The 24,982-nt window shown below is 45.3% G+C and carries 24 protein-coding genes and 1 pseudogene; 16 read left to right on the top strand and 9 right to left on the bottom strand.

The window, feature by feature from the left end; all coding sequences use genetic code 11:
* Positions 1 to 140: 140 nt before the first annotated feature.
* The 5 genes from LJD32_RS05200 (at position 141) to LJD32_RS05220 (ending at position 5,281) form a co-directional block, all read left to right on the top strand.
* A complete protein-coding gene (locus LJD32_RS05200; protein ID WP_002304383.1) occupies positions 141 to 1,373 on the top strand; it encodes an ATP-binding protein in 1,233 nt (410 codons plus the stop codon).
* A gap of 177 nt (positions 1,374 to 1,550) precedes the next feature.
* Positions 1,551 to 3,626 (top strand): DNA topoisomerase 3, encoded by a 2,076-nt coding sequence (locus LJD32_RS05205; protein ID WP_227391887.1) that lies wholly within the window; start codon positions 1,551 to 1,553, stop codon positions 3,624 to 3,626.
* On the top strand, positions 3,623 to 4,468 hold the full coding sequence (locus tag LJD32_RS05210) for an LPD16 domain-containing protein (protein ID WP_002304387.1): 846 nt from the start codon (positions 3,623 to 3,625) through the stop codon (positions 4,466 to 4,468). Before LJD32_RS05205 ends, LJD32_RS05210 begins: the two co-directional genes overlap by 4 nt.
* A gap of 13 nt (positions 4,469 to 4,481) precedes the next feature.
* Positions 4,482 to 5,078 carry a YodL domain-containing protein gene (locus LJD32_RS05215; RefSeq protein ID WP_002304389.1) on the top strand — a complete coding sequence of 199 codons (597 nt, stop codon included), beginning with the start codon at positions 4,482 to 4,484 and terminating at the stop codon, positions 5,076 to 5,078.
* Positions 5,075 to 5,281 carry a transposon-transfer assisting family protein gene (locus LJD32_RS05220; protein ID WP_002578948.1) on the top strand — a complete coding sequence of 69 codons (207 nt, stop codon included), beginning with the start codon at positions 5,075 to 5,077 and terminating at the stop codon, positions 5,279 to 5,281. Before LJD32_RS05215 ends, LJD32_RS05220 begins: the two co-directional genes overlap by 4 nt.
* Positions 5,282 to 5,329: 48 nt before the next feature.
* On the opposite strand, the gene LJD32_RS05225 is transcribed toward LJD32_RS05220, so the two are convergent.
* Complete coding sequence (locus LJD32_RS05225) at positions 5,330 to 5,923, bottom strand: hypothetical protein (RefSeq protein WP_227391888.1); 594 nt, start codon at positions 5,921 to 5,923, stop codon at positions 5,330 to 5,332.
* 163 nt (positions 5,924 to 6,086) lie between these two features.
* On the opposite strand from LJD32_RS05225, the gene LJD32_RS05230 reads away from it, so the two are divergent.
* From LJD32_RS05230 to LJD32_RS05250, 5 genes are all read left to right on the top strand, one after another.
* Positions 6,087 to 6,425, top strand: coding sequence for a TnpV protein (locus LJD32_RS05230; RefSeq protein ID WP_118199520.1), 339 nt, complete (start codon positions 6,087 to 6,089; stop codon positions 6,423 to 6,425).
* A gap of 1,502 nt (positions 6,426 to 7,927) precedes the next feature.
* Positions 7,928 to 13,630: an LPD11 domain-containing protein gene (locus LJD32_RS05235; protein WP_223385287.1), complete on the top strand. Its 5,703-nt coding sequence runs from the start codon at positions 7,928 to 7,930 to the stop codon at positions 13,628 to 13,630.
* Entirely contained in the window at positions 13,630 to 13,962 is a 333-nt protein-coding gene (locus tag LJD32_RS05240; protein WP_002578947.1) for a plasmid mobilization protein, read from the top strand. Before LJD32_RS05235 ends, LJD32_RS05240 begins: the two co-directional genes overlap by 1 nt.
* Positions 13,963 to 14,078: 116 nt before the next feature.
* On the top strand, positions 14,079 to 14,363 hold the full coding sequence (locus tag LJD32_RS05245; RefSeq protein WP_002578946.1) for a hypothetical protein: 285 nt from the start codon (positions 14,079 to 14,081) through the stop codon (positions 14,361 to 14,363).
* Positions 14,364 to 14,425: 62 nt separating this feature from the next.
* Positions 14,426 to 15,838 (top strand): relaxase/mobilization nuclease domain-containing protein, encoded by a 1,413-nt coding sequence (locus LJD32_RS05250; protein WP_227391889.1) that lies wholly within the window; start codon positions 14,426 to 14,428, stop codon positions 15,836 to 15,838.
* 278 nt (positions 15,839 to 16,116) lie between these two features.
* Here the strand turns inward: LJD32_RS05250 and LJD32_RS05255 are convergent, their stop codons facing one another.
* From LJD32_RS05255 to LJD32_RS05275, 6 genes and pseudogenes are all read right to left on the bottom strand, one after another.
* Entirely contained in the window at positions 16,117 to 16,986 is an 870-nt protein-coding gene (locus LJD32_RS05255; protein WP_002588966.1) for a zinc metalloprotease HtpX, read from the bottom strand.
* Positions 16,987 to 17,279: 293 nt separating this feature from the next.
* Complete coding sequence (gene erm(B) / locus LJD32_RS05260) at positions 17,280 to 18,017, bottom strand: 23S rRNA (adenine(2058)-N(6))-methyltransferase Erm(B) (RefSeq protein WP_002292226.1); 738 nt, start codon at positions 18,015 to 18,017, stop codon at positions 17,280 to 17,282.
* Between the two features lie 46 nt (positions 18,018 to 18,063).
* Positions 18,064 to 18,165: pseudogene (locus LJD32_RS15475) on the bottom strand (peptide-binding protein); the annotation flags it as partial.
* Positions 18,125 to 18,508 carry a helix-turn-helix domain-containing protein gene (locus tag LJD32_RS05265; RefSeq protein WP_099323097.1) on the bottom strand — a complete coding sequence of 128 codons (384 nt, stop codon included), beginning with the start codon at positions 18,506 to 18,508 and terminating at the stop codon, positions 18,125 to 18,127. The gene LJD32_RS05265 and the pseudogene LJD32_RS15475, both read right to left, overlap by 41 nt.
* A gap of 34 nt (positions 18,509 to 18,542) precedes the next feature.
* A complete protein-coding gene (locus LJD32_RS05270) occupies positions 18,543 to 19,142 on the bottom strand; it encodes a site-specific integrase (protein ID WP_227391890.1) in 600 nt (199 codons plus the stop codon).
* A gap of 81 nt (positions 19,143 to 19,223) precedes the next feature.
* Entirely contained in the window at positions 19,224 to 19,679 is a 456-nt protein-coding gene (locus LJD32_RS05275; protein ID WP_227391891.1) for a phage integrase central domain-containing protein, read from the bottom strand.
* A gap of 382 nt (positions 19,680 to 20,061) precedes the next feature.
* Between LJD32_RS05275 and LJD32_RS05280 the strand changes: the two genes are divergently transcribed.
* Positions 20,062 to 20,439 (top strand): helix-turn-helix domain-containing protein, encoded by a 378-nt coding sequence (locus LJD32_RS05280; RefSeq protein ID WP_002578940.1) that lies wholly within the window; start codon positions 20,062 to 20,064, stop codon positions 20,437 to 20,439.
* A 162-nt stretch (positions 20,440 to 20,601) separates the two neighbouring features.
* Here LJD32_RS05280 and LJD32_RS05285 read toward each other — a convergent pair whose 3' ends face one another.
* Together LJD32_RS05285 and LJD32_RS05290 are read right to left on the bottom strand one after the other, a co-directional pair.
* Complete coding sequence (locus tag LJD32_RS05285; protein ID WP_002304410.1) at positions 20,602 to 21,156, bottom strand: ImmA/IrrE family metallo-endopeptidase; 555 nt, start codon at positions 21,154 to 21,156, stop codon at positions 20,602 to 20,604.
* A gap of 51 nt (positions 21,157 to 21,207) precedes the next feature.
* Complete coding sequence (locus tag LJD32_RS05290; RefSeq protein WP_002304411.1) at positions 21,208 to 21,657, bottom strand: helix-turn-helix domain-containing protein; 450 nt, start codon at positions 21,655 to 21,657, stop codon at positions 21,208 to 21,210.
* 286 nt (positions 21,658 to 21,943) lie between these two features.
* Between LJD32_RS05290 and LJD32_RS05295 the strand changes: the two genes are divergently transcribed.
* From LJD32_RS05295 to LJD32_RS05315, 5 genes are all read left to right on the top strand, one after another.
* Entirely contained in the window at positions 21,944 to 22,507 is a 564-nt protein-coding gene (locus LJD32_RS05295; protein ID WP_002304412.1) for a hypothetical protein, read from the top strand.
* Between the two features lie 262 nt (positions 22,508 to 22,769).
* Positions 22,770 to 23,075 (top strand): helix-turn-helix transcriptional regulator, encoded by a 306-nt coding sequence (locus LJD32_RS05300; RefSeq protein WP_002304413.1) that lies wholly within the window; start codon positions 22,770 to 22,772, stop codon positions 23,073 to 23,075.
* A 514-nt stretch (positions 23,076 to 23,589) separates the two neighbouring features.
* On the top strand, positions 23,590 to 23,997 hold the full coding sequence (locus tag LJD32_RS05305; RefSeq protein ID WP_002578938.1) for a type II toxin-antitoxin system PemK/MazF family toxin: 408 nt from the start codon (positions 23,590 to 23,592) through the stop codon (positions 23,995 to 23,997).
* 6 nt (positions 23,998 to 24,003) lie between these two features.
* Positions 24,004 to 24,240 carry a helix-turn-helix domain-containing protein gene (locus LJD32_RS05310; protein ID WP_002304418.1) on the top strand — a complete coding sequence of 79 codons (237 nt, stop codon included), beginning with the start codon at positions 24,004 to 24,006 and terminating at the stop codon, positions 24,238 to 24,240.
* A 117-nt stretch (positions 24,241 to 24,357) separates the two neighbouring features.
* Positions 24,358 to 24,981: a helix-turn-helix domain-containing protein gene (locus LJD32_RS05315; RefSeq protein ID WP_002304420.1), complete on the top strand. Its 624-nt coding sequence runs from the start codon at positions 24,358 to 24,360 to the stop codon at positions 24,979 to 24,981.
* The last annotated feature ends 1 nt before the right edge of the window (position 24,982 follow it).

Here is a 24,982-nt window from a genome sequence, read left to right on the forward strand (position 1 = left end):
TTGATGCCTGGGGCAGCCTTCGGGTTGCCTTTACATAGTTTCCGCTTTCAAAAAATAAAAAAATTTGCGTTTTTGAAAGTGACATCTTGCATATACTATTAGCAGACAGTATAATAAGTACAGCGAAGCGGTTTCGAGAAATGAAAAAACTTCAATTTTTGAAAGCGGGTGACTATATGAAAACAATCACGAGAGCAAAATATCTCGATAGAATCATTGAACTGAATGGTACTCCTGACATCAAGATCATCACGGGCATTCGTCGATCTGGTAAGTCCAAATTGATGCAGGCGTATATTGCGTATCTGAAAAGCAATTTTGAAAACATCAATATTATCTTCATCGACTTCATGGATTTGGCGTATGAAGAAATCAAGGAATACCATGCCTTACACGCCTATGTGGAAGAACATTATCAGGAAGGAAAAACGAACTACCTGTTTGTAGACGAGGTTCAGATGTGTCCCAAGTTTGAGTTGGCAATCAATAGCCTGTACTCTAAGGGAAAATACGACATCTATGTAACAGGCTCTAATGCTTTCCTGTTGAGTGCAGATCTGGCAACTCTGTTTACCGGACGCTATATTGAAATTCATGTGTTTCCTTTCAGCTTCCAGGAATATTGCCAGTATTATGATGATATTAGTGACAAAGATAAGCTCTTTGATGAGTACGCTATCAAGGGCGGTTTAGCAGGTTCCTATGCTTATAGAACCGAAAAAGACAGAACAAACTATATCAAAGAGGTCTACGAAACGATTGTTACAAGGGATTTGGTACAGAAATATACTCTCCCGGACACTTTGGTTTTACAACGTCTGAGCGAGTTCCTTATGGATAATATCAGCAACCTGACTTCTCCGAATAAGGTCAGTCAGCTACTGACAGCAAATGAGACTCCAACCAATCATGTAACCGTCGGCAAGTACATTAAGTATTTGTGCAATGCTTTTGTATTTTATGATATTAAGAGATATGACATCCGAGGTAAGAAATACCTTGAAAGCTCTGAAAAGTTCTATTTGTGTGACAGCGGTATTCGATATGCAATACTGGGAAGCAGAAATATAGACTATGGCAGAGTATATGAAAACGTTGTTTGTATCGAGCTTCTTCGCCGTGGATATGATGTCTATGTCGGCAAGCTCTATCAAAAGGAAATCGACTTTGTTGCTCAGAGAGGTAGCGAAAAGATTTATATTCAGGTCAGCGACAACATTTCCGGGCAGGAAACATTTGAGAGAGAATGCTCTCCTCTGCTTCAGATTCGAGACGCTTATCCGAAAATGATTATTGCCAGAACCAAACATCCCCAATATAGCTATGAAGGAATCGAAATTCACGATATAGCCGATTGGTTGCTACAAGAATAAGCAAGGTGAAATATCTCCGTCATTCTCTTTTGAAATGATGGAGATATTTTTATTATGACGGAGATTGTAGAACAGAAAATTGTATCAGGTTGCAAAAATCCTTTCCGAACTTTTTACATAGCAGTCATGCACTACGGTGTGTGGCTGCTTATTTTTTTGTGAAAGGAGCAGATGCAAATGAAATTAGTTTTGGCTGAAAAGCCTTCGGTTGCACAGAGTATTGCCAAAGTGTTAGGTGCTGCCAAGCGTGAGGATGGCTACTTAGAGGGAAACGGATATGTGGTCAGCTGGTGTGTAGGGCATTTGGTGGAGCTGGCACAGCCGGAAGTCTATGATGCGAAGTACAGCAAATGGGCTTATGCAGACCTTCCTATCTTCCCGATGGACTGGCAGTATGAGGTTTCTGCCGGTACGAAAAAACAGTTTGGGATTCTGAAAAAGCTCATGGCCAGAGAAGATGTTGCGAGTCTTGTGTGTGCAACAGATGCCGGTCGTGAGGGCGAGCTGATCTTTCGGTTGGTGTACCACAAAGCCGGGTGCAGAAAGCCGTTTGAGCGGCTTTGGATTTCCTCGATGGAAGATGTAGCAATCAAGGAGGGCTTTGAAAATCTCAGGTCTGGAACGGAATATGATGCTTTGTATGAAGCAGCACTGTGTCGAGAACGAGCCGACTGGATTGTTGGTATTAACGCTACTCGACTTTTTTCGACCCTTTACGGGCAGACCCTGAATGTTGGTCGTGTTATGACCCCTACCCTTGCTATGGCTGTTATGCGAGAAGCTGCCATTTCCGCATTCAAGCCTGAACTGTTCTACACAGTTCAGATTGGATTGGATGGTTTTACGGCTGCAAGCGAACGCTTCAAAACCAAGGCAGCAGCCGAAGCTGTCAAACAAAGCTGTTCGGTGGCAATCGTTCAGAAAGCTGAATGTAAGGAGAAAACAGAAAAGCCGCCTGCGCTCTATGACCTGACCAGTTTACAGAGAGAAGCCAACCGTGTGCTTGGCTACACGGCACAGCAGACCTTGGACTACACGCAGAACCTCTATGAAAAGAAACTGGTCACTTATCCCCGTACCGACAGCAGGTTTCTGACGGAAGATATGGCACATAGCCTGACCGACCTCGTAAAGCTGGCTTTCCACACATTCCCCGTGGAGGATGTGGATAACATACCAGTTCATGCAGAGCAGGTTGTGAATAACAAAAAGGTCACAGATCACCATGCCATCATTCCGACCAGAGAATTGCAGAAATGCAATCTGAGCGAACTTCCCAAGGGTGAACTTGCAATTTTGCAACTGATCTCGAATCGGTTGTGCGTAGCTGTTGGCGATCCGCACCGATACGCAGAGACAGTTATTGAGCTGGACTGTGGCGGTACCGTGTTTTCCACCAAAGGCAAAACTGTTGTGCAGGATGGATGGAAAGCTCTGGTTCAGAAAAATGATTCGACAAAATCCGACGAAAACGTGCAGACACTCCCTTCTGTTTCCGTTGGTGACGAAATGACCGTCAGCGGCACGGAAATCAAGGAAGGGAAAACATCTCCCCCTAAACACTTTACCGAGGATACTCTGCTTTCTGCTATGGAAACTGCCGGTGCGGACGAAATGCCTGATGAGGTGGAGCGCAAAGGTTTGGGAACGCCTGCGACCCGTGCCGGTATCATTGAGAAGCTGGTTCGCATCGGTTTTCTGGAGCGTAAGGGTGATAAGAAAACCAAACACCTGATTCCGACCCACAAGGGTACGGCTCTGGTAACAGTCATGCCGGAACAGATTCAGTCCCCATCCATGACGGCGGATTGGGAAGAAAAATTGTTGCTCATTGAGAAAGGCGAATATGCCAGCGAGGACTTTATGGACGAGATCAAAGATGTGATTGCCGGTCTGATTCAGAACTATGAAGTAATCCGTGATTCCGAGGTTACGATGTCGAAAGAAGCCAATTCTATCGGCAAATGCCCGCTCTGCGGCAGTGCTGTAGAGGACAAAGCCAAGGCATTTTTCTGTTCCAACAGAGCTTGCAAATTTGCCCTCTGGAAAAACAATCGCTACTTTGCGAGCATCGGCAAGAGCATGACTTCTGCCACGGCGCAGAAATTGCTTGGTTCCGGCAAGGTAAAGCTCAAGAATTGCAAGTCCGAAAGAACGGGCAACACCTTTGATGCCACCGTCTTTATGGAGGTATCAGATGATGGCAAAACGAAGTTCAGTATGGAATTTGAAAATGGAGGAAAGCGCAAATGACAAATGAGTACAACCCGGATGGTAAGGAAATCCGATTTATCGACAGCCATTATAAGGATTTGTTTCATATCCCCGATGGCAGCTGTGTGCAGATTCACTACCCGGATGAAATGGTTGTGAAGCCCTGCACCTTCATTGACGAGTATCATACGCAGATCGGATACAATGTGTTTCATATCTGCCAGTTTGCAGAAATTATGGAGCGCAACGGCGCAAGCTATATGCCGGAGCCTGAGATTATGGGCGATGAAGCCGCATGGAAGGTCGGAAAGGATAGAATCCTTGCGGTGCAGACCTGCGAAGATGGTTACGACTACACCCTGTTGGATGAAAACTACAACGAGATTGATGGCGGTCAGGTTGATAACCCTGAACTGTCCATGCTCGAAGTCCGCCGGGATATTCTGGAATCCTTCGGGCTGGAGCGCCGGGAACTGCGGGCAATGTTCTATGAGGATGTCATGGAGCAGGCTTTTGAAGTCGGCAGACAGGCGGTGGTGGTCAATGACCCTATCGCTGAGCTTGCTTTTAAGCTCGACCGTTTTGCAGAGAACTTCGACCCCTATGAATATATGGATCAGGTCGATGATGTGCAGGCGCATATCCAAGAAATCAAGGCAGATCTTGCCGCTGGTAATACGGCTCCGTATCGTGAGTTCCTGAATACAGCCATTGAAGAAGCCCGTGAGGAAACTGCGGTTGAGGTTGCCAAAGTGCTGAAAAGTCAGCTGGATAAGCTCGACTCTCCGAAGCGTGAGTCGGTCATGGAAAAACTGGCACAGGCCGCAGAAAAAGCTGCGCCTGCCAGTCCCTCTCCCAAACGCAAAGAGCCTGAACGATAAGGAGGACACGGATATGAAAAACGAAAAATGGGATGATGTTCACGGAAATACCACCCCGGATGACAGAATGGTTGCTTTTCTGGAAAGCCCCACGGATTCCTATGCGATTCTTCAGCTGCGGGAAGATGTAGACGATAATATCCCGCTCATGTTTGCAAATTACAGCTACCTTCAGAAGAAAGAAATGGAGCCTGAGATTGACCGTTACGAGGTGGTCTATCATGGCTCCATTTCTATGTCCGAGGATGTGAATCGGCAGCTGGAAGATTTGTATGTAAAGTTCAATATTGACCACCCGGATGATTTCCGTGGTCACAGTATGTCGGTCAGCGACATCGTAGCCTTAAAGGTAGTCGGTGAGGTATCCTTTCACTATGTAGATTCTGTTGGGTTTCAGAAGCTGGAAAACTTTATGAAGTCCGAAAACTACCTGAAAAACGCAGAGATGGCAATGGAAGATGATTATGGGATGATTGACGGTATCATCAATAACGGAAAAGCGTCCGGATTAGAGGAACGTCCTTCGGTGTTGGAGCAGTTAAAGGAAAAGCCCGTGCCGGATGTTTCCCATAAGCCGCCCAAGAGCCACCCGGAAAGGGAGATTGAATGATGGATTTCACACAGGATGAGCGGAACATGATGATGCTTTACAGCCCTGGCACAAGGTCAGGGCTGTGTGAAGCACTGACACTGATGAAGGAACAGCTTTCGGAGGACGAGTCAGAGCTTTTTGCTTTGGCAGACTCGGTTCTCCGTAAAGTTTCAGCCATGGACGATGCCGCCTTTGAGAAGCTGAACCTTTATCCGGATTGATAGGATTGGAGGGATACAATGAACGCAAAAGAGCGATTTTATTCCGGATTAGCAAAAGAAACGATTGGGAAAATCACCTCGAACACAGATAACTGGACTTCGTTTTTGAGAACGATGTCCCGCAACTATGAGTTCACCTATCCGGAACAGGTGATGATTTATGCTCAGCGCCCCAATGCGACCTTTTGCAAGCCCTATGAGGACTGGAACGCTGAAAATTACCGCAGATATGTAAAGCGTGGCTCTACCGGCATTGCTCTGTTTGTGATGAACAGGGATAAACCGTATCTGCGCTATGTGTTTGATGTGGCGGATACCGGCGTTCGCCGTTCTTCCCCGGAACTGAAACCGTGGGAGGTGACGCCTGAAAACCGCTCCTATGTCATGGAAGCGATGGAGCGTACCTTCGGTGTTGCCGCTGACGGGGTACTGGAAGCACAGCTTGAAGATATTGCATTCGCACTGGCGGCTGAGTATTGGGACGATTACAAAAAGCAGTTCCTCGACATCGTTGCCAACAGCTTCCTTGAGGAGTATGATGAACTCAACATCGAAGTAGCTTTCAAAAATGCGGTGGCAAACAGCGTATCCTATACGATGTATTGCCGGTTCGTGGAAAGTCCCGACAACTACTTCGAGCATGAGGATTTCCAGAAGGTGTTTGATTTTAACACCAGACAGACGGTAAATGCCCTTGGTACTGCGGTGAATGCCATCAGCACAAGGATGTTTCAGGAAATCGAAAAAGCGATTGGAGAACATGAGCAGATTAAAGCTACCGAAAGGAGTACAGATTATGAGCGAGATGACTTACAGACAGGCCGGAGATTATCAGATTCCGAACCTTCAGTTGGAGAACGAGGGAGAGAAACCTCTGGGCAAGTACGGCAGGATGCGTCGAGCATTTTTGGAACAGAACAATCCGATGCTCCTGAACGACATGATTCTGACGGAGAGCCTGTTCCCGCACCTGTGGGAGATCGAGGAAACAGCGAAAGCCAGAGTGGAGTTTCTGATGGAGCAGTACCTGAAGGACAGCCCCGCACCGGACAAGGAAACGCAGCAGATGGCGTGGGTGCAGCACATGAACAGCCTGAAAGCACAGGCGGAGGAAGTCGTGATGACGGAGCTTATCAACAGCTGAGTCTGAACCTTTTCCTCTCCGAAAATGAACAAATCAGTTTTATCGACCGAGCAGAGAGCTTTACGCCCTCTGCTTTTTCTTTTGCCCAGGAAGAAATCGACCACTTCCTTCTGCTTGGTAGCAATACCGATGAAGCCCGAAAAGTCGTAGCGCTGGAATATATGAAGCAGAAGCCGTTGGAAGAAATCGTTCAGACCTTAAAGCAGGTCTATCACGGCGGCTATGGTCTGAAAGAAGATAGCGGGAATATCTGTGCGTGGTATGCCGAGGACGGTATCCACCTTGCCAAAGGTTCCTCTGCCATTGACAGCCCCAGAGCGCAGATCGTTTCTTGGGAAACGGTTGCCGAGCGCATTGGAGAACTGCTTGAAAATGGTCGGTTCGCAACTAATGTGGAACTGGTAGAAGCATCCGGATATGAGCGTCAGAAGTTGGCAGAATCCCTGTGGCATCTTTATCACGATTTGAGTGAAGAAGCCCGTTCCTGCAACTATCTGGCAATTCTTCATCAGGAACCGTTTCGTGGTTTCCCTGACGAAACCGCAGACTTGGCTGAAAAGTTGGATGACCCTCGTTTCCACGCAACCTTGGTACAGCAGTATTCGGAATTTAGAAAAACCCTTGCGGAAAATCCCGATCTGCTTCGTTTTCACTATCACAAGCTGAATCTCATTCAGAAACAGCTGTATGAGTTGAATATGCCTTTGCGTGAGTATCAGACCGATATGATGCAGATGCCCCTTGTCCGCCAGTTCATTACGGATGATGAAGTCAATGCAGACTTGACCCGTGGAAGCGGCTTTTCCGGTGGTAAAGCCCGTATTTATAACTACTGGCAGGAGAATCATTCTGCCAAGGAAAAGATGGACTTCCTGAAGCATGAATACGGAACCGGTGGTCATTCCCATGCCTGCTCTGGTGCAACGCACAGCGGTCAGGATCACGATGCCAAGGGTGTTGCTTACACCAAGAGCGGTTGCGATAAATTGCAGATGTCCTGGGCGCAGGTGGTGCAGAGAATCGACGGTCTGATACGAAAGGGACGCTACCTCAGCCCGGAGGAAGAAGCGGAACGACAGGCTATCGAAGAAGCTAAAACTGATCCGTTGGAAGATGTTTATGACCGTTTCGCAGTGATTGATACCGAGGATGGCGAGTATGCGATCTGGGATAATCAGACCGATGACTACTATGTAGACCCGGAAGGCGTTACGGAATACTTCACGGACGAATGGCTTGCCAATGACTATTTGGAGGAAGTTCGTCAGTCCGTAGCTGCGATGGAGTCGGTTCAGCCAGAAGCGCCTGTGGCAGAGCCTGCCGAAGTTGTGGAAGCATCTGCTTCCGAGGAACCGAAATGGAATTATCAGGTCGGTGACACGGTATATCTGGACGATACAGCTTTCCGTGTGGAGCAGATCACGGACAGAGAAGTTCAGCTGCGTGACCCTACGCTTGCTTATCCCATCTTCCGTGCCGAGAATCGTGAGAATTTCGAGCGTATGCTCTCTCAGGACGAAAGAAACCATGCGGTAAGGGTTGATGCCCAAACCGAAGAAAAGCCCGTTACAGAGGATTTTCTGGGCAAAACCGAACCGAGGGACTACACCCCTGAGTATCAGCTGTTAGACCGTCTGCGTATGGACTGCGAATACTTCCTTGGTGCAGGACAGCACAGCGAAAAGCATCTGTGGGCAGGCAACCGCCATGCACAGATTGCCAAGATGCGTGAGCTGTATGAAATGATTCCCGACAAACCAGAATGGCTGACACCTGAGATGATTAACAGCTACGAGGAGCGCATGGCTCCCCGCTATCTGGTTGCCGCCTACCATCACTTTGAAAACGGCTTCGATGATAAACTGGACTACTACACTCTGGAAGAAGCGGAAAAAGCTGCCCAGGGCTATGTGGACGGAACCATGGAGGATGACGGATTCAAGTACGATGGTGCTGCCGTTTACGATCAGCAGGAGCATAAGTGCATCCGTATCTATGGGGACTACCCTGACGAAAAGGCACACGCACAGGTCAGAGCCAGTGCGGAACCCGAACAGCAGGAACCGGAACACTTCATCGATCATTTTTATGTTGCCGAGGACATTCAGAAGCGGGGTGCGCTGGACATCAAGGAATACAGTTCCTTTGATGATGCCCTGCGAGCCTACTATGCACTTCCTGACACGCAGAGAAAAGCCCTGGGTGCAATGAATACCAGAGATCTGCCGGGTAGTCTGGACTTCGTACAGTGCGTAGATGGAAAGGACACCATCATTCAGGATTATGCCCAGGTGGACGGATGGCAGAATGCCGAAGTCATGGACATTATCGCTCAGCTTGAGCAGTCCATCACCACCAGAGAAATCCCACCTGTTCCTGCGGTGAACTTCCACATCACGGATGACAACATCGGTGAAGGTGGACCGAAGCAGAAATTCGCAAGAAACATCGCAGCCATTGAAACTCTGTTCAAACTGGAAAGCGAGAACAGGAACGCCACTACCGAAGAACAGGAGATTTTGTCGAATTATGTCGGTTGGGGCGGTCTGGCAGATGCCTTTGACCCGGACAAGGGAAATTGGGCGAAGGAGTATCAGACACTGAAAAACCTGCTTTCCGAAGATGAATATGCTGCGGCAAGAGCTTCCACCCTGAACGCACATTACACCAGCCCTACGGTCATTCGCTCCATCTACGATGCGGTCGGACAGATGGGCTTTGAAACAGGAAATATTCTGGAGCCTGCTATGGGTATCGGCAACTTCTTTGGTATGCTCCCTCCTGAAATGCAGAGCAGCCGTTTGTATGGTGTGGAACTGGATTCCATCACCGGCAGAATTGCTCAGAAGCTCTATCCCAACGCAGAAATCAAAGTAGCCGGTTTTGAAACGACAGACCGCCGAGACTTTTACGATCTGGCTGTGGGTAATGTCCCTTTCGGCAACTACAAAGTGTCCGACAAGCCGTATGACAAGCTGGGATTCTCCATTCACAACTATTTCTTTGCCAAGGCTTTGGATCAGGTTCGTCCCGGTGGTGTGGTCGCTTTTGTGACAAGCCGTTACACCATGGATTCCAAGAACTCTGACGCAAGGCGATATATGGCGCAGAGGGCGGAACTGCTTGGTGCAATCCGTCTGCCAAACGATGCCTTTAAGAAAAACGCAGGCACGGAAGTCGTGTCCGACATCCTGTTCCTGCAAAAGCGTGACCATCCGATTGACATTGTACCGGAATGGGTAAACCTTGACCGCACCGAAGAAGGACACACCATGAACAGCTACTTTGTCGCTCATCCTGAAATGGTTCTGGGCGATACGGTGGAAGAAAGTACCGCCTACGGCATGGACATTACAGTGCGTCCCATTGAGGGCATGGAACTGTCCGAACTTCTGAAAGAAGCAGTTTCCCACATCCAAGGAACCTATCAGGCTGTGGAGCTTCCCGAAGCTGACAAGGGTAAGGAAATCGAAACCATTCCTGCAACCCCGGATGTAAAGAATTTCTCTTATACCGTGGTGGATGGCAATGTGTACTTCCGTGAAAACTCCCTGATGCGCCGTGTAGACCTGAATGAGAAAGCAAAAGACCGTGTGATGGGCATGGTGGAACTTCGTGGTATCGTCAACGAGCTGATCGAATATCAGCTTGAGGATTACCCGGATGAAATGATTACTCAGAAACAGGCAGAACTGAATGATGCCTACGATGCGTTTGCCGCAAAGAACGGGCTTATCAATAATCGAGCCAATGGTCAGGCATTTGCTGACGATTCCTCCTACTATCTCCTGTGTTCTCTGGAAAATGTGGATGAGGACGGCAATCTGAAAAGCAAGGCGGATATGTTCACCAAGCGAACCATCAAGCCGGAACGCAGAGTGACGAGCGTGGATACGCCGTCCGAAGCTCTGGCAATCTCTATCGGTGAGCGTGGCAAGGTGGATTTGCCGTTTATGGCACAGCTGCTTGGAACACCTGGAGAATACGATGCGATTCAGGCAGAGCTTCGAGGGGTGATCTTCAAAGACCCGATGGCTCCCGATGCTGTGGAAGTTGGATGGCAGACTGCCGATGATTACCTTTCCGGTGATGTAAGAAGCAAGCTGCGTGTCGCACAGATGGCGGCAGACAGGGATTCTTCCTTCCACATCAATGTGGAAGCCTTGCAGAAAGCACAGCCGAAGGACTTGGATGCGTCCGAGATTGATGTGCGTTTGGGTGCAACATGGATTGATGCCGATTATATTCAGCAGTTCATGGAGGAAACCTTTGAAACGCCGTATTACTTGCGCCGTTCCATTGAGGTCAAGTTCTCCGAGCTGACCGCAGAGTGGCGCATCAACGGTAAGAGTTCTCCCAACTACAACGATGTGGCGGCGTATGTCACCTACGGTACAGAGCGAGCCAACGCATATCGGATTCTGGAGGAAACGCTGAATCTGAAGGATATTCGTATCTATGATACGATTGAAGATGCAGATGGTAAGCAGAAGCGTGTCCTCAATAAAAAAGAAACTACCCTGGCACAGCAGAAACAGCAGGCAATCAAGGATGCGTTCCGAGATTGGATTTGGAGAGATCCGCACAGACGAGAAACCCTTTCCACCAAGTACAACGAACTTTTTAACTCCACCAGACCTCGTGAGTATGATGGCTCTCATATCCGTTTCGGCGGCATGAACCCGGATATTACCCTCCGTGAACACCAGAGAAATGCTATCGCTCATGTGCTATATGGTGGAAATACGCTGCTTGCACACGAAGTTGGTGCGGGCAAGACCTTCGAGATGGCTGCATCGGCTATGGAGAGTAAACGGCTTGGATTGAGCCAGAAATCCCTGTTCGTTGTGCCGAATCACTTGACCTTACAGTGGGCAAACGAGTTCCTGCACCTCTATCCGAGTGCCAAGCTCCTTGTTGCCACCAAGAAGGATTTTGAAACAGCAAACCGTAAGAAGTTCTGCGCTCGTATCGCAACGGGTGACTATGATGCAGTCATCATCGGTCACAGCCAGTTTGAAAAAATCCCGCTTTCTGCCGAACGACAGGAACGGCAGCTGCGGGAGCAGATTGATGAGATCGAGGGTGCGATTGCGGAGCTGAAATGGCAGCGTGGCGAAAACTTCACGATCAAGCAGATGGAGAAAACACGAAAATCATTGGAAGCCAGACTGGACAAGCTCCTTGCCGCTGACAAGAAAGATGATGTCATTACCTTTGAGCAGTTGGGTGTAGACCGGCTGTTTGTGGACGAAAGCCATGCGTTCAAGAATTTGTTCCTCTACACAAAAATGCGAAATGTGGCAGGTCTGTCCACCTCCGAAGCCCAGAAATCTTCGGATATGTTTATGAAGTGCCGCTATATGGATGAGCTGACCGGCGGGCGTGGTGTGATCTTTGCAACCGGTACTCCAGTAAGTAACTCGATGACCGAGCTTTATACGGTCATGCGCTATCTCCAGTACAGTACGCTCCAGCAAAAGAACCTGACCCATTTTGATTCCTGGGCATCGACCTTCGGAGAAACAACAACTGCGATTGAGCTTGCACCGGAGGGAACCGGCTATCGTGCCAGAACCCGATTTGCGAAGTTCTTCAACCTGCCTGAACTGATGAATATGTTCAAGGAGGTTGCCGACATCAAGACCTCTGACCAGTTGCATCTCCCTGTTCCCGAAGCAAAGTTTGAAACGGTTGTGGTTCAGCCCTCTGAGTACCAGAAGGATATGGTGGCTTCCCTTTCAGAGAGAGCAGCAGATGTTCATGCCGGTATTGTAGACCCGTCCGTCGATAATATGCTCAAGATTACCAGCGACGGACGAAAATTGGGACTGGATCAGCGGCTAATGAACACCCTGTTACCCGATGACCCTGACAGCAAGCTCAATGCCTGCGTGGGAAATATCCTGCGTATCTGGCAGGACGGTCAGGCTGACAAATTGACCCAGTTGGTGTTCTGCGACCTTAGCACACCGAAAAATGATGGAACCTTCAATGTCTATGATGATGTCAAAACCAAGCTGATTGCAAACGGTGTGCCTGCGGAAGAAGTTGCCTTTATCCATGATGCAGATACCGAGGCAAAGAAAAAAGACCTCTTTGCCAAGGTTCGTACCGGGCAGGTGCGAGTGCTTCTTGGCAGTACGCAAAAGATGGGTGCAGGAACCAACGTCCAGGACAAATTGGTGGCAGTTCACCACTTGGATGTGGGTTGGCGTCCGTCTGATATGACCCAGAGAAACGGTCGTATCATCCGTCAGGGCAACCGGAACAAAGAGGTTCAGGTGTATCAGTATGTGACCGAGGGAACCTTCGATGCCTACCTGTATCAGACCTTGGAAAACAAGCAGAAGTTTATTTCTCAGATTATGACCTCCAAATCACCGGTTCGCTCCTGTGACGATGTGGATGAGCAGGCGCTGTCCTATGCGGAGATCAAGGCGCTGTGTGCCGGCAATCCGCTTATCAAGGAAAAGATGGACTTGGACATTGATGTGGCAAGGCTGAAGGTGCTGAAAGCTGACCACCAGAGCCAGCAGTACCGTATGGAAGATAAGCTTCTGAAATACTTCCCGGCTGAGATTGAAAAGCAGACAGGCTATATTCATGGCTTTGAAGCTGATATTAAAACCGTGGAAGCACACCCGCAGATTGCCGATGGCTTTTGCGGCATGGAAATCATGGGCAAAGCCTACACCGAAAAGGCAGATGCCGGTGAAATCCTCCTTGCGGCTTGTAAGGACACGAAAAGTGCCGATCCGGTTCCTCTTGGCAGTTACCGTGGCTTTCAGATGGAGCTTTCGTTTGACAGTTTCCGGAACGAGTTCGATGTGACCCTGAAGGGCGCTGTGAGCCACAGAGTAGCCCTTGGAACGGACGCACGAGGAAATATCACCCGACTGGACAATGCCCTTGCAGGCATCCTTGAGCGCTTAGAACGAGCCAATGAGCAGTTGAATAATCTCTACAATCAGCAGGAAGCAGCCAAGGCGGAGGTTGGAAAACCGTTCCCGCAGGAAGCAGAGCTGACAGCCAAAAGTCAGCGACTGGCAGAACTGGATGCAGCCCTGAATATGGAGGACTCTGTGGAAAATCGTGACGAAAGAAGCGAGTCAGAGCGTCCTTCTGTGTTGGCTGATCTGAAATCCAAAGCGGAGCATATCCCGCCTGCAAAATACTCTGAAACCCGTGAGGAGGTGTTGTAATGGCAAAGCGAGATCAGGATGTTCATTTCCTTGCATCCAAGGAGGAGGTCGAGCGAATCCATGAGAAGATGGACGAGCTTGGCATCCGCAGCATGGGAGCCTATCTGCGGAAAATGGCTCTGGATGGTTACTGTATCAGACTGGATTTGCAGGATGTGAAAGCCCTGGTTTCGCTCCTGCGAATCTGCTCCAACAACCTGAACCAGTACGCAAAGCGAGCGAACGAAACAGGCAGCATCTATCGTGCTGACATTGAGGATTTGCAAAAACGGCTGGAGGAGATCTGGACGGACATGAGAGAAGTTCTTGTTCGCCTGTCCTCAATCCAGTAATCCGACAACTTGTTGGGAAGTCGCAGTTTCGGCTGCGGCTTTTACATAAGGGTTGACATCATTGCGTTATGGCAGATACCCTTGTACAATATAATTAAAAGAAAGGGGTTGAGCCTATGAAGCTGGTATTGAAGATATTGGCACTGCCGGTGCTGTTCGTTGTAAAAGTGATTTGCATTCTTGGAAATCTGCTTACAAATGTTGTGTCCTATGTAATTGGTTTATTGCTCTTGGTCATTGGCGGATCTGCGATTTACTGCATTGTAAAGGCTTTGTGGCAGTCCCTGCTTATTCTTGTGGTTCTTGGAATTGCGACAATAGCAGCGGTGTTCTTGCTCGTCTGGGCTGTTATGAAAGTCGAGAATATTGGAGAAAGTCTGGGAGCATTTATCAGGTCATAAGATAATATCAGAGAAAAGTCACCGACCGGTGGCTTTTTCTTTTTGGGAAGGAAGTGATGGGAATGGCAGCGACAAGATTGATTGCACTCCATGTGAATAAGGGAAAGACGGTCGCTCAATGTTTGGCAGACAGAACCGACTACTCACAAAATGCCGCAAAAACCAATGATGGCGAATTTATCAGTTCCTATGAGTGTGATCCAAAGACAGCAGATGAGGAATTTCTGCTTTCCAAACGGCAGTATCAGCATATTACCGGCAGACAGCAGAAGAACAATATCATCGCATACCAGATACGCCAGTCCTTTAAGCCGGGAGAAATCACCCCGGAAGAAGCGAACCAAGTCGGCTATGAAACAGCGATGCGATGGACAAAGGGAAAACACGCTTTCATCGTTGCGACCCACATCGACAAATCCCACATTCACAATCATATCATTTATAATTCGACCTCGCTGGATGCCACACGGAAATTCAAAAACTTCTTTCTTTCCGGTCTGGCGGTGCAAAGACTCAGTGATATGGTTTGCCTGGAACACGGGCTGTCCATTATTACACCGAAGCCGTATCGGGAGCGCCAGAAAAGAACTGTTTATCCCAAGAAGCGTACCCAGCGTGACGAATTATGTGATGCGATTGATGCGGTGCTGAAGCAGAAACCAAAGAGCTTTGATGGCTTTGTTCAGGCTCTGGCTGACATGGGATTTGAGTTCAAGGATGGAAAGCAGCCTGCGTTCAAGGGCGAGAATCAGAAGCGTTTCATTCGGCTGCGTTCCCTGGGCGAAGGATATAGCAAAGAGGAAATTCAAGCGGTTATCTCCGGCAAGAACCTGCACAAATCAAAAGGCGGCTCTGCCAAGGCTCCTGCCCCGAAGCAGTTCCAGATGCTGATTGATATTCAGGCAAAGATGGTCGAGGGCAAGACGGTCGGTTATGAAAAGTGGGCGAAGAAGTTCAACCGAAAAGAAGCTGCCCGAACGGTAATCCTACTGAAAGAAAAAGGCTTGGGCAACTACGACGATCTGACTGCTCATATTGAAAATCTGTCTGCCCGGTTCGATGCGCTTTCTGATTCTATCAAGGTCGCAGAGAAACGTATGGTTGAGGTTCAGGCGTTGCAGCAGCACATCAAAAATTATCGCAACACAAGGCAAATTTATATCGAGTACCGCAAGTCTGGATATAGCAAAAAATTCTTTGAAGAACACCGTCAGGAAATCACAATTCATAAAGCGGCGAAGCAAGCCTTTGATGAATTGCAGATTACAAAGCTCCCGTCCATGCAATCATTGTATGAGGAGTTTCATCAGCTGGCAGTCCAGAAAAAGCAGGACTACGCTGAGTACCGTCAGATCAGAAAAGAGAAAGAAGAACTGCTGATTGCCAAACGGACGGTTGAAACGATTTTGAATATCGACAGGCAGAAAGAGCAGGAAAAAGAGAAAGAGAAAGAGGAAAAGAAGAACTTCCGTTAAAGCAAAAAGCCACGGTCTGCACTCCCCAAAGGGTGCGGATCGTGGCTGCTTTTTTGCTTTTCGATTTCGGTGCTTTCAACCATGGGCAAATTTTTATTCTACTGTTCTTTGAGAAACGATTGAAAATCGTGTAGCCATCATCGGCAGATGATGTTCAAAGGGGATTGGGGATGCTTCCCCAACAAGCAAATTTGCGAAGATTGCACCGAAGGGAAAATCGAGAAAATGAGTGAACCTGTACAGGTTTACACTGCTTGCCAATTTGTGAGATTATGAATTTAGTATCGAGAATAGGGTACACCTAAATTTTGCAATGCTGCAACCCTATCATCGTTGCATGGATGAGTTGAGTATATTGCACTGAGAAAACCATCATGCGGAACATCTGAGATATGTTGGTCTAATACCGTCGCTAATTCAAGACCAAAACCAATTTTATAAGCAAATTCATCAGCCAGATACTCATTTTGTCTCATAGACCACATCAGAAAAAGCATACAGAACTTTACCCATAACCAAGAAAGTGCTGTTGATATTCCTGCGAAAACTGCGGTAATTATACCCATTACACCACTACGAGAGCATATTGCGAACAGCCCCATGATTGCAGAAAAAATCCAGTAGGATATTTTGATTAACAGGAGGCACCCGGATATAAATATATTGCCCCCGCCAATCAATAATTGGATAACAGTATGTCCGTATGAGAGATGTCCGATCTCATGGGCGAGAATTCCAAGTATCATATCATCGGAGAGTAAAAGCAATCCGTCAGTTATGCATAGTGTTTGCCTACCTAGAGCAAATGCATTTGGAGCAGGATCATGGATAATCTTCACTTTCACTTTTTTAGGACAGTATGATGTGTTCTCTTTTGCTTTATCTAAAACATATTGAACCAGCGGGACAACTCGAAGTTTTATATCTACTCTTTTTATATCGCTTGCTCCTGCGAAGGCAGCCAGGCACATTTCGCCTAATGGGGATAAGCTGATAGCTACTGTGAAAAAGTAAATACAAATCAGTTCAACAATGCTTCCTGACGAACCGAACACAGCAACAATCAGCAGAATATTAAGAGTAAAGAACAGAAGAGTTCCTAAGTTTGAGAAGCGAACAATTCTGCCTACACGATGCCAAATATCCATAATGCACCCCCCTTTTATCGTGTTGTTGGTTTGAGCTTGCATTGTTTAATTACTCAAATGTAAAGAAATAAAACGATTTTTTTAATACAATATTGTTGCCACACTTAGGACATTTTCCTACAAGGGGTCCCGAGCGCTTAGTGGGAATTTGTACCCCTTATCGATACAAATTCCCCGTAGGCGCTAGGGACCTCTTTAGCTCCTTGGAAGCTGTCAGTAGTATACCTAATAATTTATCTACATTCCCTTTAGTAACGTGTAACTTTCCAAATTTACAAAAGCGACTCATAGAATTATTTCCTCCCGTTAAATAATAGATAACTATTAAAAATAGACAATACTTGCTCATAAGTAACGGTACTTAAATTGTTTACTTTGGCGTGTTTCATTGCTTGATGAAACTGATTTTTAGTAAACAGTTGACGATATTCTCGATTGACCCATTTTGAAACAAAGTACGTATATAGCTTCCAATATTTATCTGGAACATCTGTGGTATGGCGGGTAAGTTTTATTAAGACACTGTTTACTTTTGGTTTAGGATGAAAGCATTCCGCTGGCAGCTTAAGCAATTGCTGAATCGAGACTTGAGTGTGCAAGAGCAACCCTAGTGTTCGGTGAATATCCAAGGTACGCTTGTAGAATCCTTCTTCAACAATCAGATAGATGTCAGACGCATGGCTTTCAAAAACCACTTTTTTAATAATTTGTGTGCTTAAATGGTAAGGAATACTCCCAACAATTTTATACCTCTGTTTGTTAGGGAATTGAAACTGTAGAATATCTTGGTGAATTAAAGTGACACGAGTATTCAGTTTTAATTTTTCTGACGATAAGTTGAATAGATGACTGTCTAATTCAATAGACGTTACCTGTTTACTTATTTTAGCCAGTTTCGTCGTTAAATGCCCTTTACCTGTTCCAATTTCGTAAACGGTATCGGTTTCTTTTAAATTCAATTGTTTTATTATTTGGTTGAGTACTTTTTCACTCGTTAAAAAGTTTTGAGAATATTTTATATTTTTGTTCATGTAATCACTCCTTCTTAATTACAAATTTTTAGCATCTAATTTAACTTCAATTCCTATTATACAAAATTTTAAGATACTGCACTATCAACACACTCTTAAGTTTGCTTCTAAGTCTTATTTCCATAACTTCTTTCATTTGGGAATAATTCAAGCTGGCGAATCATATAATGTGTACTTGGAATGTAATCAAAATAAAACAATAGTGCTAGATATAAACTCCATGGAATTGGGCGTGTCCGATTTTCGTAGGCACTATAAGTTTGTCGTGAAATACCAACAGCCGAAGCAATTTCTTCTTGTGATGCACCAACTTTTCCTCTGAGTGCGGGTAACTCAATCGCCAATTGAGTGGCCAAGTTCTCTTTCTCATCTTTACTAAAATTCCAAAACTGCTTATAAGCATCTCGCCCTACAAATTGAATCAATAAATCTCCTCCTGGGTATACTCTTTCGTAGAGTACATTACTCCACGAAAAAACACCGCCAAACACTGAAAACTCAGCATTATTTGACGGTGTTGACAATTTATTTGACGGCTAATAAATCAGAAAGCCGTTGCATATTTTCTCTTTTTAAATCCATGGATGGGTGTACATAGCGATTCATTGTAATATTCACGCTGGCATGACCCAATATTTCGCTGAGACTTTTTACATCGAATCCAAGCTCTATGCACCTTGTAGCAAATGTATGACGTAACGAGTGATAATTTGCGGAGGTGATTCCGCTGTTTTTCAATACCTTCTTAAAATGATTTTGCATGGTTCTTGGTTCTAATGGATTCTGATCGCTATTGGTTAGGATGTAGCCAGTAGAAGAAGCTTTGTGTGCTGTAAGAATAGTCATTAAGCCATGGGGTACTGGAATAGTACGGATGGAGCAAGCACTTTTTGGTGTGGTAACAACAATCCTTGTCTTGTATTCACTGTTGGTTCTATCTTGGATTCTCTGGAGCGTTTGATGCACGTGGATTGTGTAATCTGAGAATGAAACATCTTCCCATCGTAACGCACAAATTTCACCTACTCTGAGACCAGTGAATAAACATACTAATATACCAATATTGCAGGAATCAAGATTAGAATACAAGTATTGGCATAATTTTTCCTGTTCAGCACGACTCAAAACTCTCATTTCCTTCGTTTGACGTTTTATCTGTATAGATCGTGCGTCACAAGAAATGGCTTTCCCGTTTCGGGTGGCAAATTATAAGACATTTCGAATTAGAGATAAAATATCTGAAACAGTTTTAGAGGAAAGTCCATTCTCCTTTAATCCACCAGAAACAAGGAAAAAATTACACTGCGTTTCAATAAACTCGTGTGTTATATCACGCAATTGTTTGCTTCCGAACACAGGAAGTATATACGAGCTGAGAAGATTCCTATATTTGTTGCTTGTAGATTCCTTCACTTTAGGACATATAGCTTGAAACCATTCCATAGCAACCTGTTCAAATTGATCTGAGCTAATTTCTGGATCGACAGTGACAGAATTACTCGTGCACGAACTTTGACTGATAAGTTTTGCCTTGACTTCTCGATATGACTTTGCATAAACATAACCGTAATTGGCTTTGCCTGTAGAAGATCGGGACTTAATGTATCTTCCTTCCCATCTGCCGTCTTTCCTTTTGTAAATATTTTCTCCTTTTCGTGCCATAAGGTACACCTCCTTCAATATGACTATAATTCTGACGGCAAATTGTGACTTTGGAACTTTCTAAGATGGATTTTTGTGCAAAACCTCGTGTTTTATGTCCCTAACATATTGACAAACAGTGCGACAATTTGTAAAATAAAGATATAAACTAAAAAAAACAGAGAAGAATGCGATTCGTGGAGTAATGTACTCTACGAATTTTTTATTTTAAAGAACCTCAAGATAGCTCATATTGTCGTCTTGGGGTTCTTTTCATTCTATCATTTAATGCAATCTGCCTATAAAATTTTATCATATTGCATTTATAAATGCAACTTGCACCCGATGTTGGTTGTTGAGATTTTTGGTACATTTTATAATGTATAGCAGAATCATACACAGCATGGAGGTGATTGAAACGCAACCGGAAATTGATTACGTTAAGATTGGTCAGCGCATTAGAGCTGCCCGACTGGAAAAGGGTTATAGTCAGGCTGATTTGGGTGCGTTGGTTGGTTGCTCGAACAATCATATGAGCCATGTTGAAGTTGGACAGACGAAAGTTTCTTTGGCAATGCTTCTAAAACTGGCATTCGTCTTGGAAAAGAACTTTGACTATTTTTTACTGGATACCCCATATGCAAAATGCGACAGCATCATTGATAATGAGATTGCTGCAAAACTGAAAAAGTGTAATGTAACAACATTGATAACCGTAGGAAAGTTGATTGATGTCTTGATTGACCAGCAAGAGATGATAAAAAAAGCGGAGCTTGATTGATATAATGAAAAAGAAGCCCATTGACGGTACAGAGTGAACTGCTATGGGGTTCTTTTTTGCAGCACAATATACTGATTCTTTAAGAAGCAAAAAGTCCACCAGTCATGATGCACTACGCATCGTACTGGTGGACTTTTTCTGTAAAGATATAAAAATAGATATTCATATATCGCCATAACCAATGTCGTTATCGTAGGCATGAAGATCTTCTTTCAGGAAATCTGCTTTACGAATATACATCGAATTTACCAGCTCTCCTTTTTCGTGGAGCAGGCTGAATTTGTAGTCTAATAATGCTGCCGGTACATAGAGCATTTTAGCCGTTTCAAAAAATGTGTGTTCCGAAAGGCATTCCAGGACTTTCCCATCTTCTAACAGAAGCTCCGCCGCAAAGAAGTTTGCTTCATTTTCTTCGATTGATCTATCATCAAAAACTTCCATTTCTTGAAAGCCGTGCATCATAGCGATTTTTGTATGCAGGACAGCGTGTCCTAATTCATGTGCGACTAATATACGCTCCAGGATACCGTTCACATTGTGATCTATCACGATATTCTTTTGTCTGGACTGGTAATAGAAGAAGCCCTTCAATTTCTTCTGTAAATCGTAATAGTGGATTTTGATACCTAACAGCTGACATAGCTCGTAAGGGTCTCTGGTGTGATATTTTCGCACAAGCTTATCGACAGTTTCAATGATATGCTCTGCCGTTTTCATTTGCTTCACCTCCGAATCGCACACAGAAAACATATTCTGTGCTTGAGGATTTTACTCTTTATCTTTATGCTTTCTGTATTTCTTCGGAGTGTACTTTTCCCGTGCTGTTTTCTTAGAGTCCATATAAACTGACATAATCGCCTGGAAGAATACATCTTTTGCGTCCTCGTCCAATTCTCCACCGGCAAACAGAGAATTTACACGACCCAACACTTCCTGAGCTTCTTTTGCTCCTTTTGAACCGAAGTTTTCCTTTGCCTCTAAAATAAACATATCCTGATCTATATGGCTCTGGCTATCCGTTTCAGATTCGTCCAAAAGATAGGACACAGAGATATGCAGTGCTTCAGCAAGTTTTCTGATGTTGCTTTTTCTGGGGAGTGTTCCGAGCTGCTCATAGGTGTAAAGGGATCTTTCGGAAATGCCGGTCATCTGGGCAAGCTCCGTTTGAGATAGGTTCATAGCCAAACGAGCTTCTTTAATTTTTTCTCCAAATGTCATGGTAGTATCCTTCCTTTCAAAAAATATTTATTCGTAACTTCCGATTATTTGTTGACAAACTTCTGGAAAATGCTATAATAAGAATCATAACAGAAGTTTTAATTCCACTTAATTATATATCGGAACTTTTATAAAGTCAAGAACTTCCGATTTCACTTCTGTTATTTTAATCAAATATCGGAAGTTATAGTCATTCTTGTCCCATGGTATTTGTTTCCCTTTAGCCAAGTGACAGGAGTTAGAAAGGAATTCTTATTTTATGGATTAGGCTGAAAGGAGATTCTGAATGAGCAGATATAATACACAGGTATTAAGCAGTATTCGAATGCTTTGCCGGATGCAGAACATTGACGAGAAGGTTCTGTATGAAAGAGCAAAGCTGATTTTATCCATATATCGAGAGGTGTGCTGGTCTACCATTGATCGTGCGAATGATGTATGTGATACCCTTATTTGTACTTACGGTGACAGCTTAGATGGTGCATTGATTTATCTGGAGAACTTTGCTCCGGATGAAGCGAGAGAACGATTTGAAGAACGCATTCGCAGCTTATTTGAGACAAAGTGGATCATTGAACTGGTAGATATGGCTATGTTGAAAATCAGAGAATATCCAGATAAAGGCGCTCTGTACTGTGAGATTATCTCAAAGGCATATCTCAACCGCTTCAAGTACAGGGAATCAGAAATGCTGGAGGTTTTGAATATGGAACGCAGCACCTACTATGACCGAAAGAAAGAAGCGATACTGTTATTTGGTCTGTCACTTTGGGGAACAGCCATTCCTAAATTGAAAGATTTCCTGGAAAGTGCCCGGGAGGAAGAAGCATTGTGTTATTGTGAATGCTAAGACAGGATTTTAGTCCGACTAAAATCCGATGAAAATACGACGGTTCCCCTACTGAAAGTCCGACTTGTCCAGTGTTAAAATGGCTATGCTGGGAGATAGCGGCATAAAATTGAATAGAGAGAGTTACGCCTCGTGCCTGTAATGGGTACGGGGCTTTTTTTATACCTGCCTATTTTCCCCCATAATTAACACAAAGGCATGAACGAGAGCTTGGAGTAATTTACTCCGGCTCTTTTTTTATGCCTGCAAGGAGGACAGGCAGATGGCAAAGGGTATTGAGAATCGGGCACGATCTCCTCCCGCTGTTTTTGATTTTGCAACTTCACAAATTCAAAAACACGGAGGAACGAAAATGTATTACGACTTGGTTGAAAGCGGAAAAAGAATTAAAGCCTTGAGAAAGGAACATGGGCTTACACAGGAACAGCTTGCGGAGCAGTTAGGTGTTGCCGCAAACACCATTGCACGAATTGAAACCGGCAACAGAGGTATCTCTATTGATTTGGCAATCGAACTGGTTGTGCGCTTTGAGACAACCCTTGATTACATATTTTTAGGTCGTGAATAACCTCAAAACTATACCTACGAGGCAATAAAAACTTGCATGAGGAACAGGTACAATTTAGATACAGCCAAAGAAAATCGGCTGCTTGATCCTTGAAAACTGAATACACAGTCATCGAATACGTTCCTGTTGCCGGTGCGAGAGCATCAGCCACATCAGCGGTACGCCGAGACGTATCGGATAGAGAAACAGAACGACTTTCTTCTATAAATTAAGCGCTTGTCTCTCTCCCGATGCCAGCGATCAATACTGGCTTGTAAATATTGGGTTGCTCCCAATACGGCCATGAAAGCAACAGGATTAAAGATACTTCTCTACGGAGCTGGCGGAGAACCCGGCAGAGGTTAGATTCCTATGGAACTGATTCGCAATCAGTCGTTCGGTGATTCCCTGAGGGCGTAAGCCCTCTTTCCCAGGGGTGCGTGGCAAATATGGGACACATAGACTTTTGGACTGACTGCCTGATTCCTTTCTGGCAGTCAGTTATTACATAGCCAACGAAAGGAGGTCATGGCACATGATGAAAGAAAATTGGGTATATTGCCGTGGTGATATTTATTGCGCCAAGCTGGACCCGGTAGTTGGGTCGGAACAAGGCGGCATCCGTCCGGTTATCGTCATTCAGAACGATACCGGTAATAAACACGCTCCCACATTGATTGTGGCAACGGTCACCACCAGAATCCATAAGAAAGCGAATATGCCGACGCACTTTGTTATTTACGACAATCCTGCATTCAAAGAAGCGTCCGTTGTTCAGCTGGAACAGATTCGTACCATTGATAAAAGCAGGATTGATAATTACTTAGGTAAGGTAACGCCCCGTGAAATGGTAGCGATTGAGAAAGCCTTATCTGTCAGCCTGGCAATGGAACAGCTGAAAAAGCGTTCCCCAAAACATAAAGCAAAGAGAGCGAAGGAGTGAACATAAATGTTTGAAGAAAGAATCGCTGCCATGAATCAGCGCACCGAAGAAGCGATGGCTGCTAACGCAGTTCAGTTTGATAAGAGAACCTATACGGTTGATGAGATTCAGGATATTCTGGGCATCAGCAGAACCAGCGCATACAACCTTGTGAAAAAGAAAGTTTTCCATAGCGTCCGCATCGGTGGCAGTATCAGAATCTCCAAAAAGAGTTTTGATGAGTGGTTGGATCATCAAATGTAAGATTTGTCAAGGGCGTCGTACAACCCGGCGACAAACTTCAAAACATATTGAGAGTTCGATAAAATGTAGCCATGACAAGAAACACATGGCTACATTTTTTACATAGGAGGTTGTACGATGGCGGAAATGAGAAAACGCACGAGTATGTCTGTTCTGGAAATGGGCAGGATGCTCGGTCTTGGTAAAACGGAGTCATACTGGCTCATTAAGAAGAATTACTTCAAAACCATTCTTGTCGGCAACACCATGAGGGTGATGATCGACAGCTTTGAAGAATGGTATGCCAATCAGTTCAAATACCAGAAGGTCGATGGAACCCCTCCCGGCGAGGAATTGAAGAAAACTACATATTCAATGGAGGAGCTTGGACAGCGCCTTGGGCTGAAAGAAGCGACTGCTTACGAACTGGTTGCCAAAGGGCATTTTGATGTGGTCGATGTCCTGGGCAAGCGCAGAGTGACAAAGGAGAGCTTTGAAAGATGGTATGCTTCTCAAACCGATTACCGCACGGTAGAGGATCAGGAACTGGATGCAGATATTATGGCATCCACCTACGGTCTGCCGGAAATGGCAAGAATGCTTGGGGTACATCGTCAGACCATTTACTATATCGTTGCCAATGAAGATTTTGAGCTTATCAAGGTTGGCAGGTATAAGCGAGCTACCAAAGAGAGCTTTGAAAAATGGTATCACAATCAGACCCGCTACCAGTTAGCGGAAGATAGACAGGAAAGGAGCTGAT

The sequence above is a fragment of the Faecalibacillus sp. TM498 genome (assembly GCF_020589955.1).
Lineage (GTDB): Bacteria > Bacillota_I > Bacilli_A > Erysipelotrichales > Coprobacillaceae > Faecalibacillus > Faecalibacillus intestinalis.

Coding starts and splice junctions, on each gene's coding strand:
- LJD32_RS05225 (WP_227391888.1), bottom strand. CDS start 5,923: ATGCTCGAAGTAGTTGTCGGGACTTTCCACGAACCGGCAATACATCGT.
- LJD32_RS05200 (WP_002304383.1), top strand. CDS start 141: ATGAAAAAACTTCAATTTTTGAAAGCGGGTGACTATATGAAAACAATC.
- LJD32_RS05285 (WP_002304410.1), bottom strand. CDS start 21,156: ATGAAAACGGCAGAGCATATCATTGAAACTGTCGATAAGCTTGTGCGA.
- LJD32_RS05220 (WP_002578948.1), top strand. CDS start 5,075: ATGATGGATTTCACACAGGATGAGCGGAACATGATGATGCTTTACAGC.
- LJD32_RS05245 (WP_002578946.1), top strand. CDS start 14,079: ATGAAGCTGGTATTGAAGATATTGGCACTGCCGGTGCTGTTCGTTGTA.
- LJD32_RS05295 (WP_002304412.1), top strand. CDS start 21,944: ATGAGCAGATATAATACACAGGTATTAAGCAGTATTCGAATGCTTTGC.
- LJD32_RS05210 (WP_002304387.1), top strand. CDS start 3,623: ATGACAAATGAGTACAACCCGGATGGTAAGGAAATCCGATTTATCGAC.
- LJD32_RS05215 (WP_002304389.1), top strand. CDS start 4,482: ATGAAAAACGAAAAATGGGATGATGTTCACGGAAATACCACCCCGGAT.
- LJD32_RS05310 (WP_002304418.1), top strand. CDS start 24,004: ATGTTTGAAGAAAGAATCGCTGCCATGAATCAGCGCACCGAAGAAGCG.
- LJD32_RS05250 (WP_227391889.1), top strand. CDS start 14,426: ATGGCAGCGACAAGATTGATTGCACTCCATGTGAATAAGGGAAAGACG.
- LJD32_RS05205 (WP_227391887.1), top strand. CDS start 1,551: ATGAAATTAGTTTTGGCTGAAAAGCCTTCGGTTGCACAGAGTATTGCC.
- LJD32_RS05275 (WP_227391891.1), bottom strand. CDS start 19,679: ATGGCACGAAAAGGAGAAAATATTTACAAAAGGAAAGACGGCAGATGG.
- LJD32_RS05235 (WP_223385287.1), top strand. CDS start 7,928: ATGCTCTCTCAGGACGAAAGAAACCATGCGGTAAGGGTTGATGCCCAA.
- LJD32_RS05305 (WP_002578938.1), top strand. CDS start 23,590: ATGATGAAAGAAAATTGGGTATATTGCCGTGGTGATATTTATTGCGCC.
- LJD32_RS05280 (WP_002578940.1), top strand. CDS start 20,062: ATGGAGGTGATTGAAACGCAACCGGAAATTGATTACGTTAAGATTGGT.
- LJD32_RS05290 (WP_002304411.1), bottom strand. CDS start 21,657: ATGACATTTGGAGAAAAAATTAAAGAAGCTCGTTTGGCTATGAACCTA.
- LJD32_RS05315 (WP_002304420.1), top strand. CDS start 24,358: ATGGCGGAAATGAGAAAACGCACGAGTATGTCTGTTCTGGAAATGGGC.
- LJD32_RS05255 (WP_002588966.1), bottom strand. CDS start 16,986: ATGGATATTTGGCATCGTGTAGGCAGAATTGTTCGCTTCTCAAACTTA.
- LJD32_RS05240 (WP_002578947.1), top strand. CDS start 13,630: ATGGCAAAGCGAGATCAGGATGTTCATTTCCTTGCATCCAAGGAGGAG.
- LJD32_RS05300 (WP_002304413.1), top strand. CDS start 22,770: ATGGCAAAGGGTATTGAGAATCGGGCACGATCTCCTCCCGCTGTTTTT.
- LJD32_RS05230 (WP_118199520.1), top strand. CDS start 6,087: ATGACTTACAGACAGGCCGGAGATTATCAGATTCCGAACCTTCAGTTG.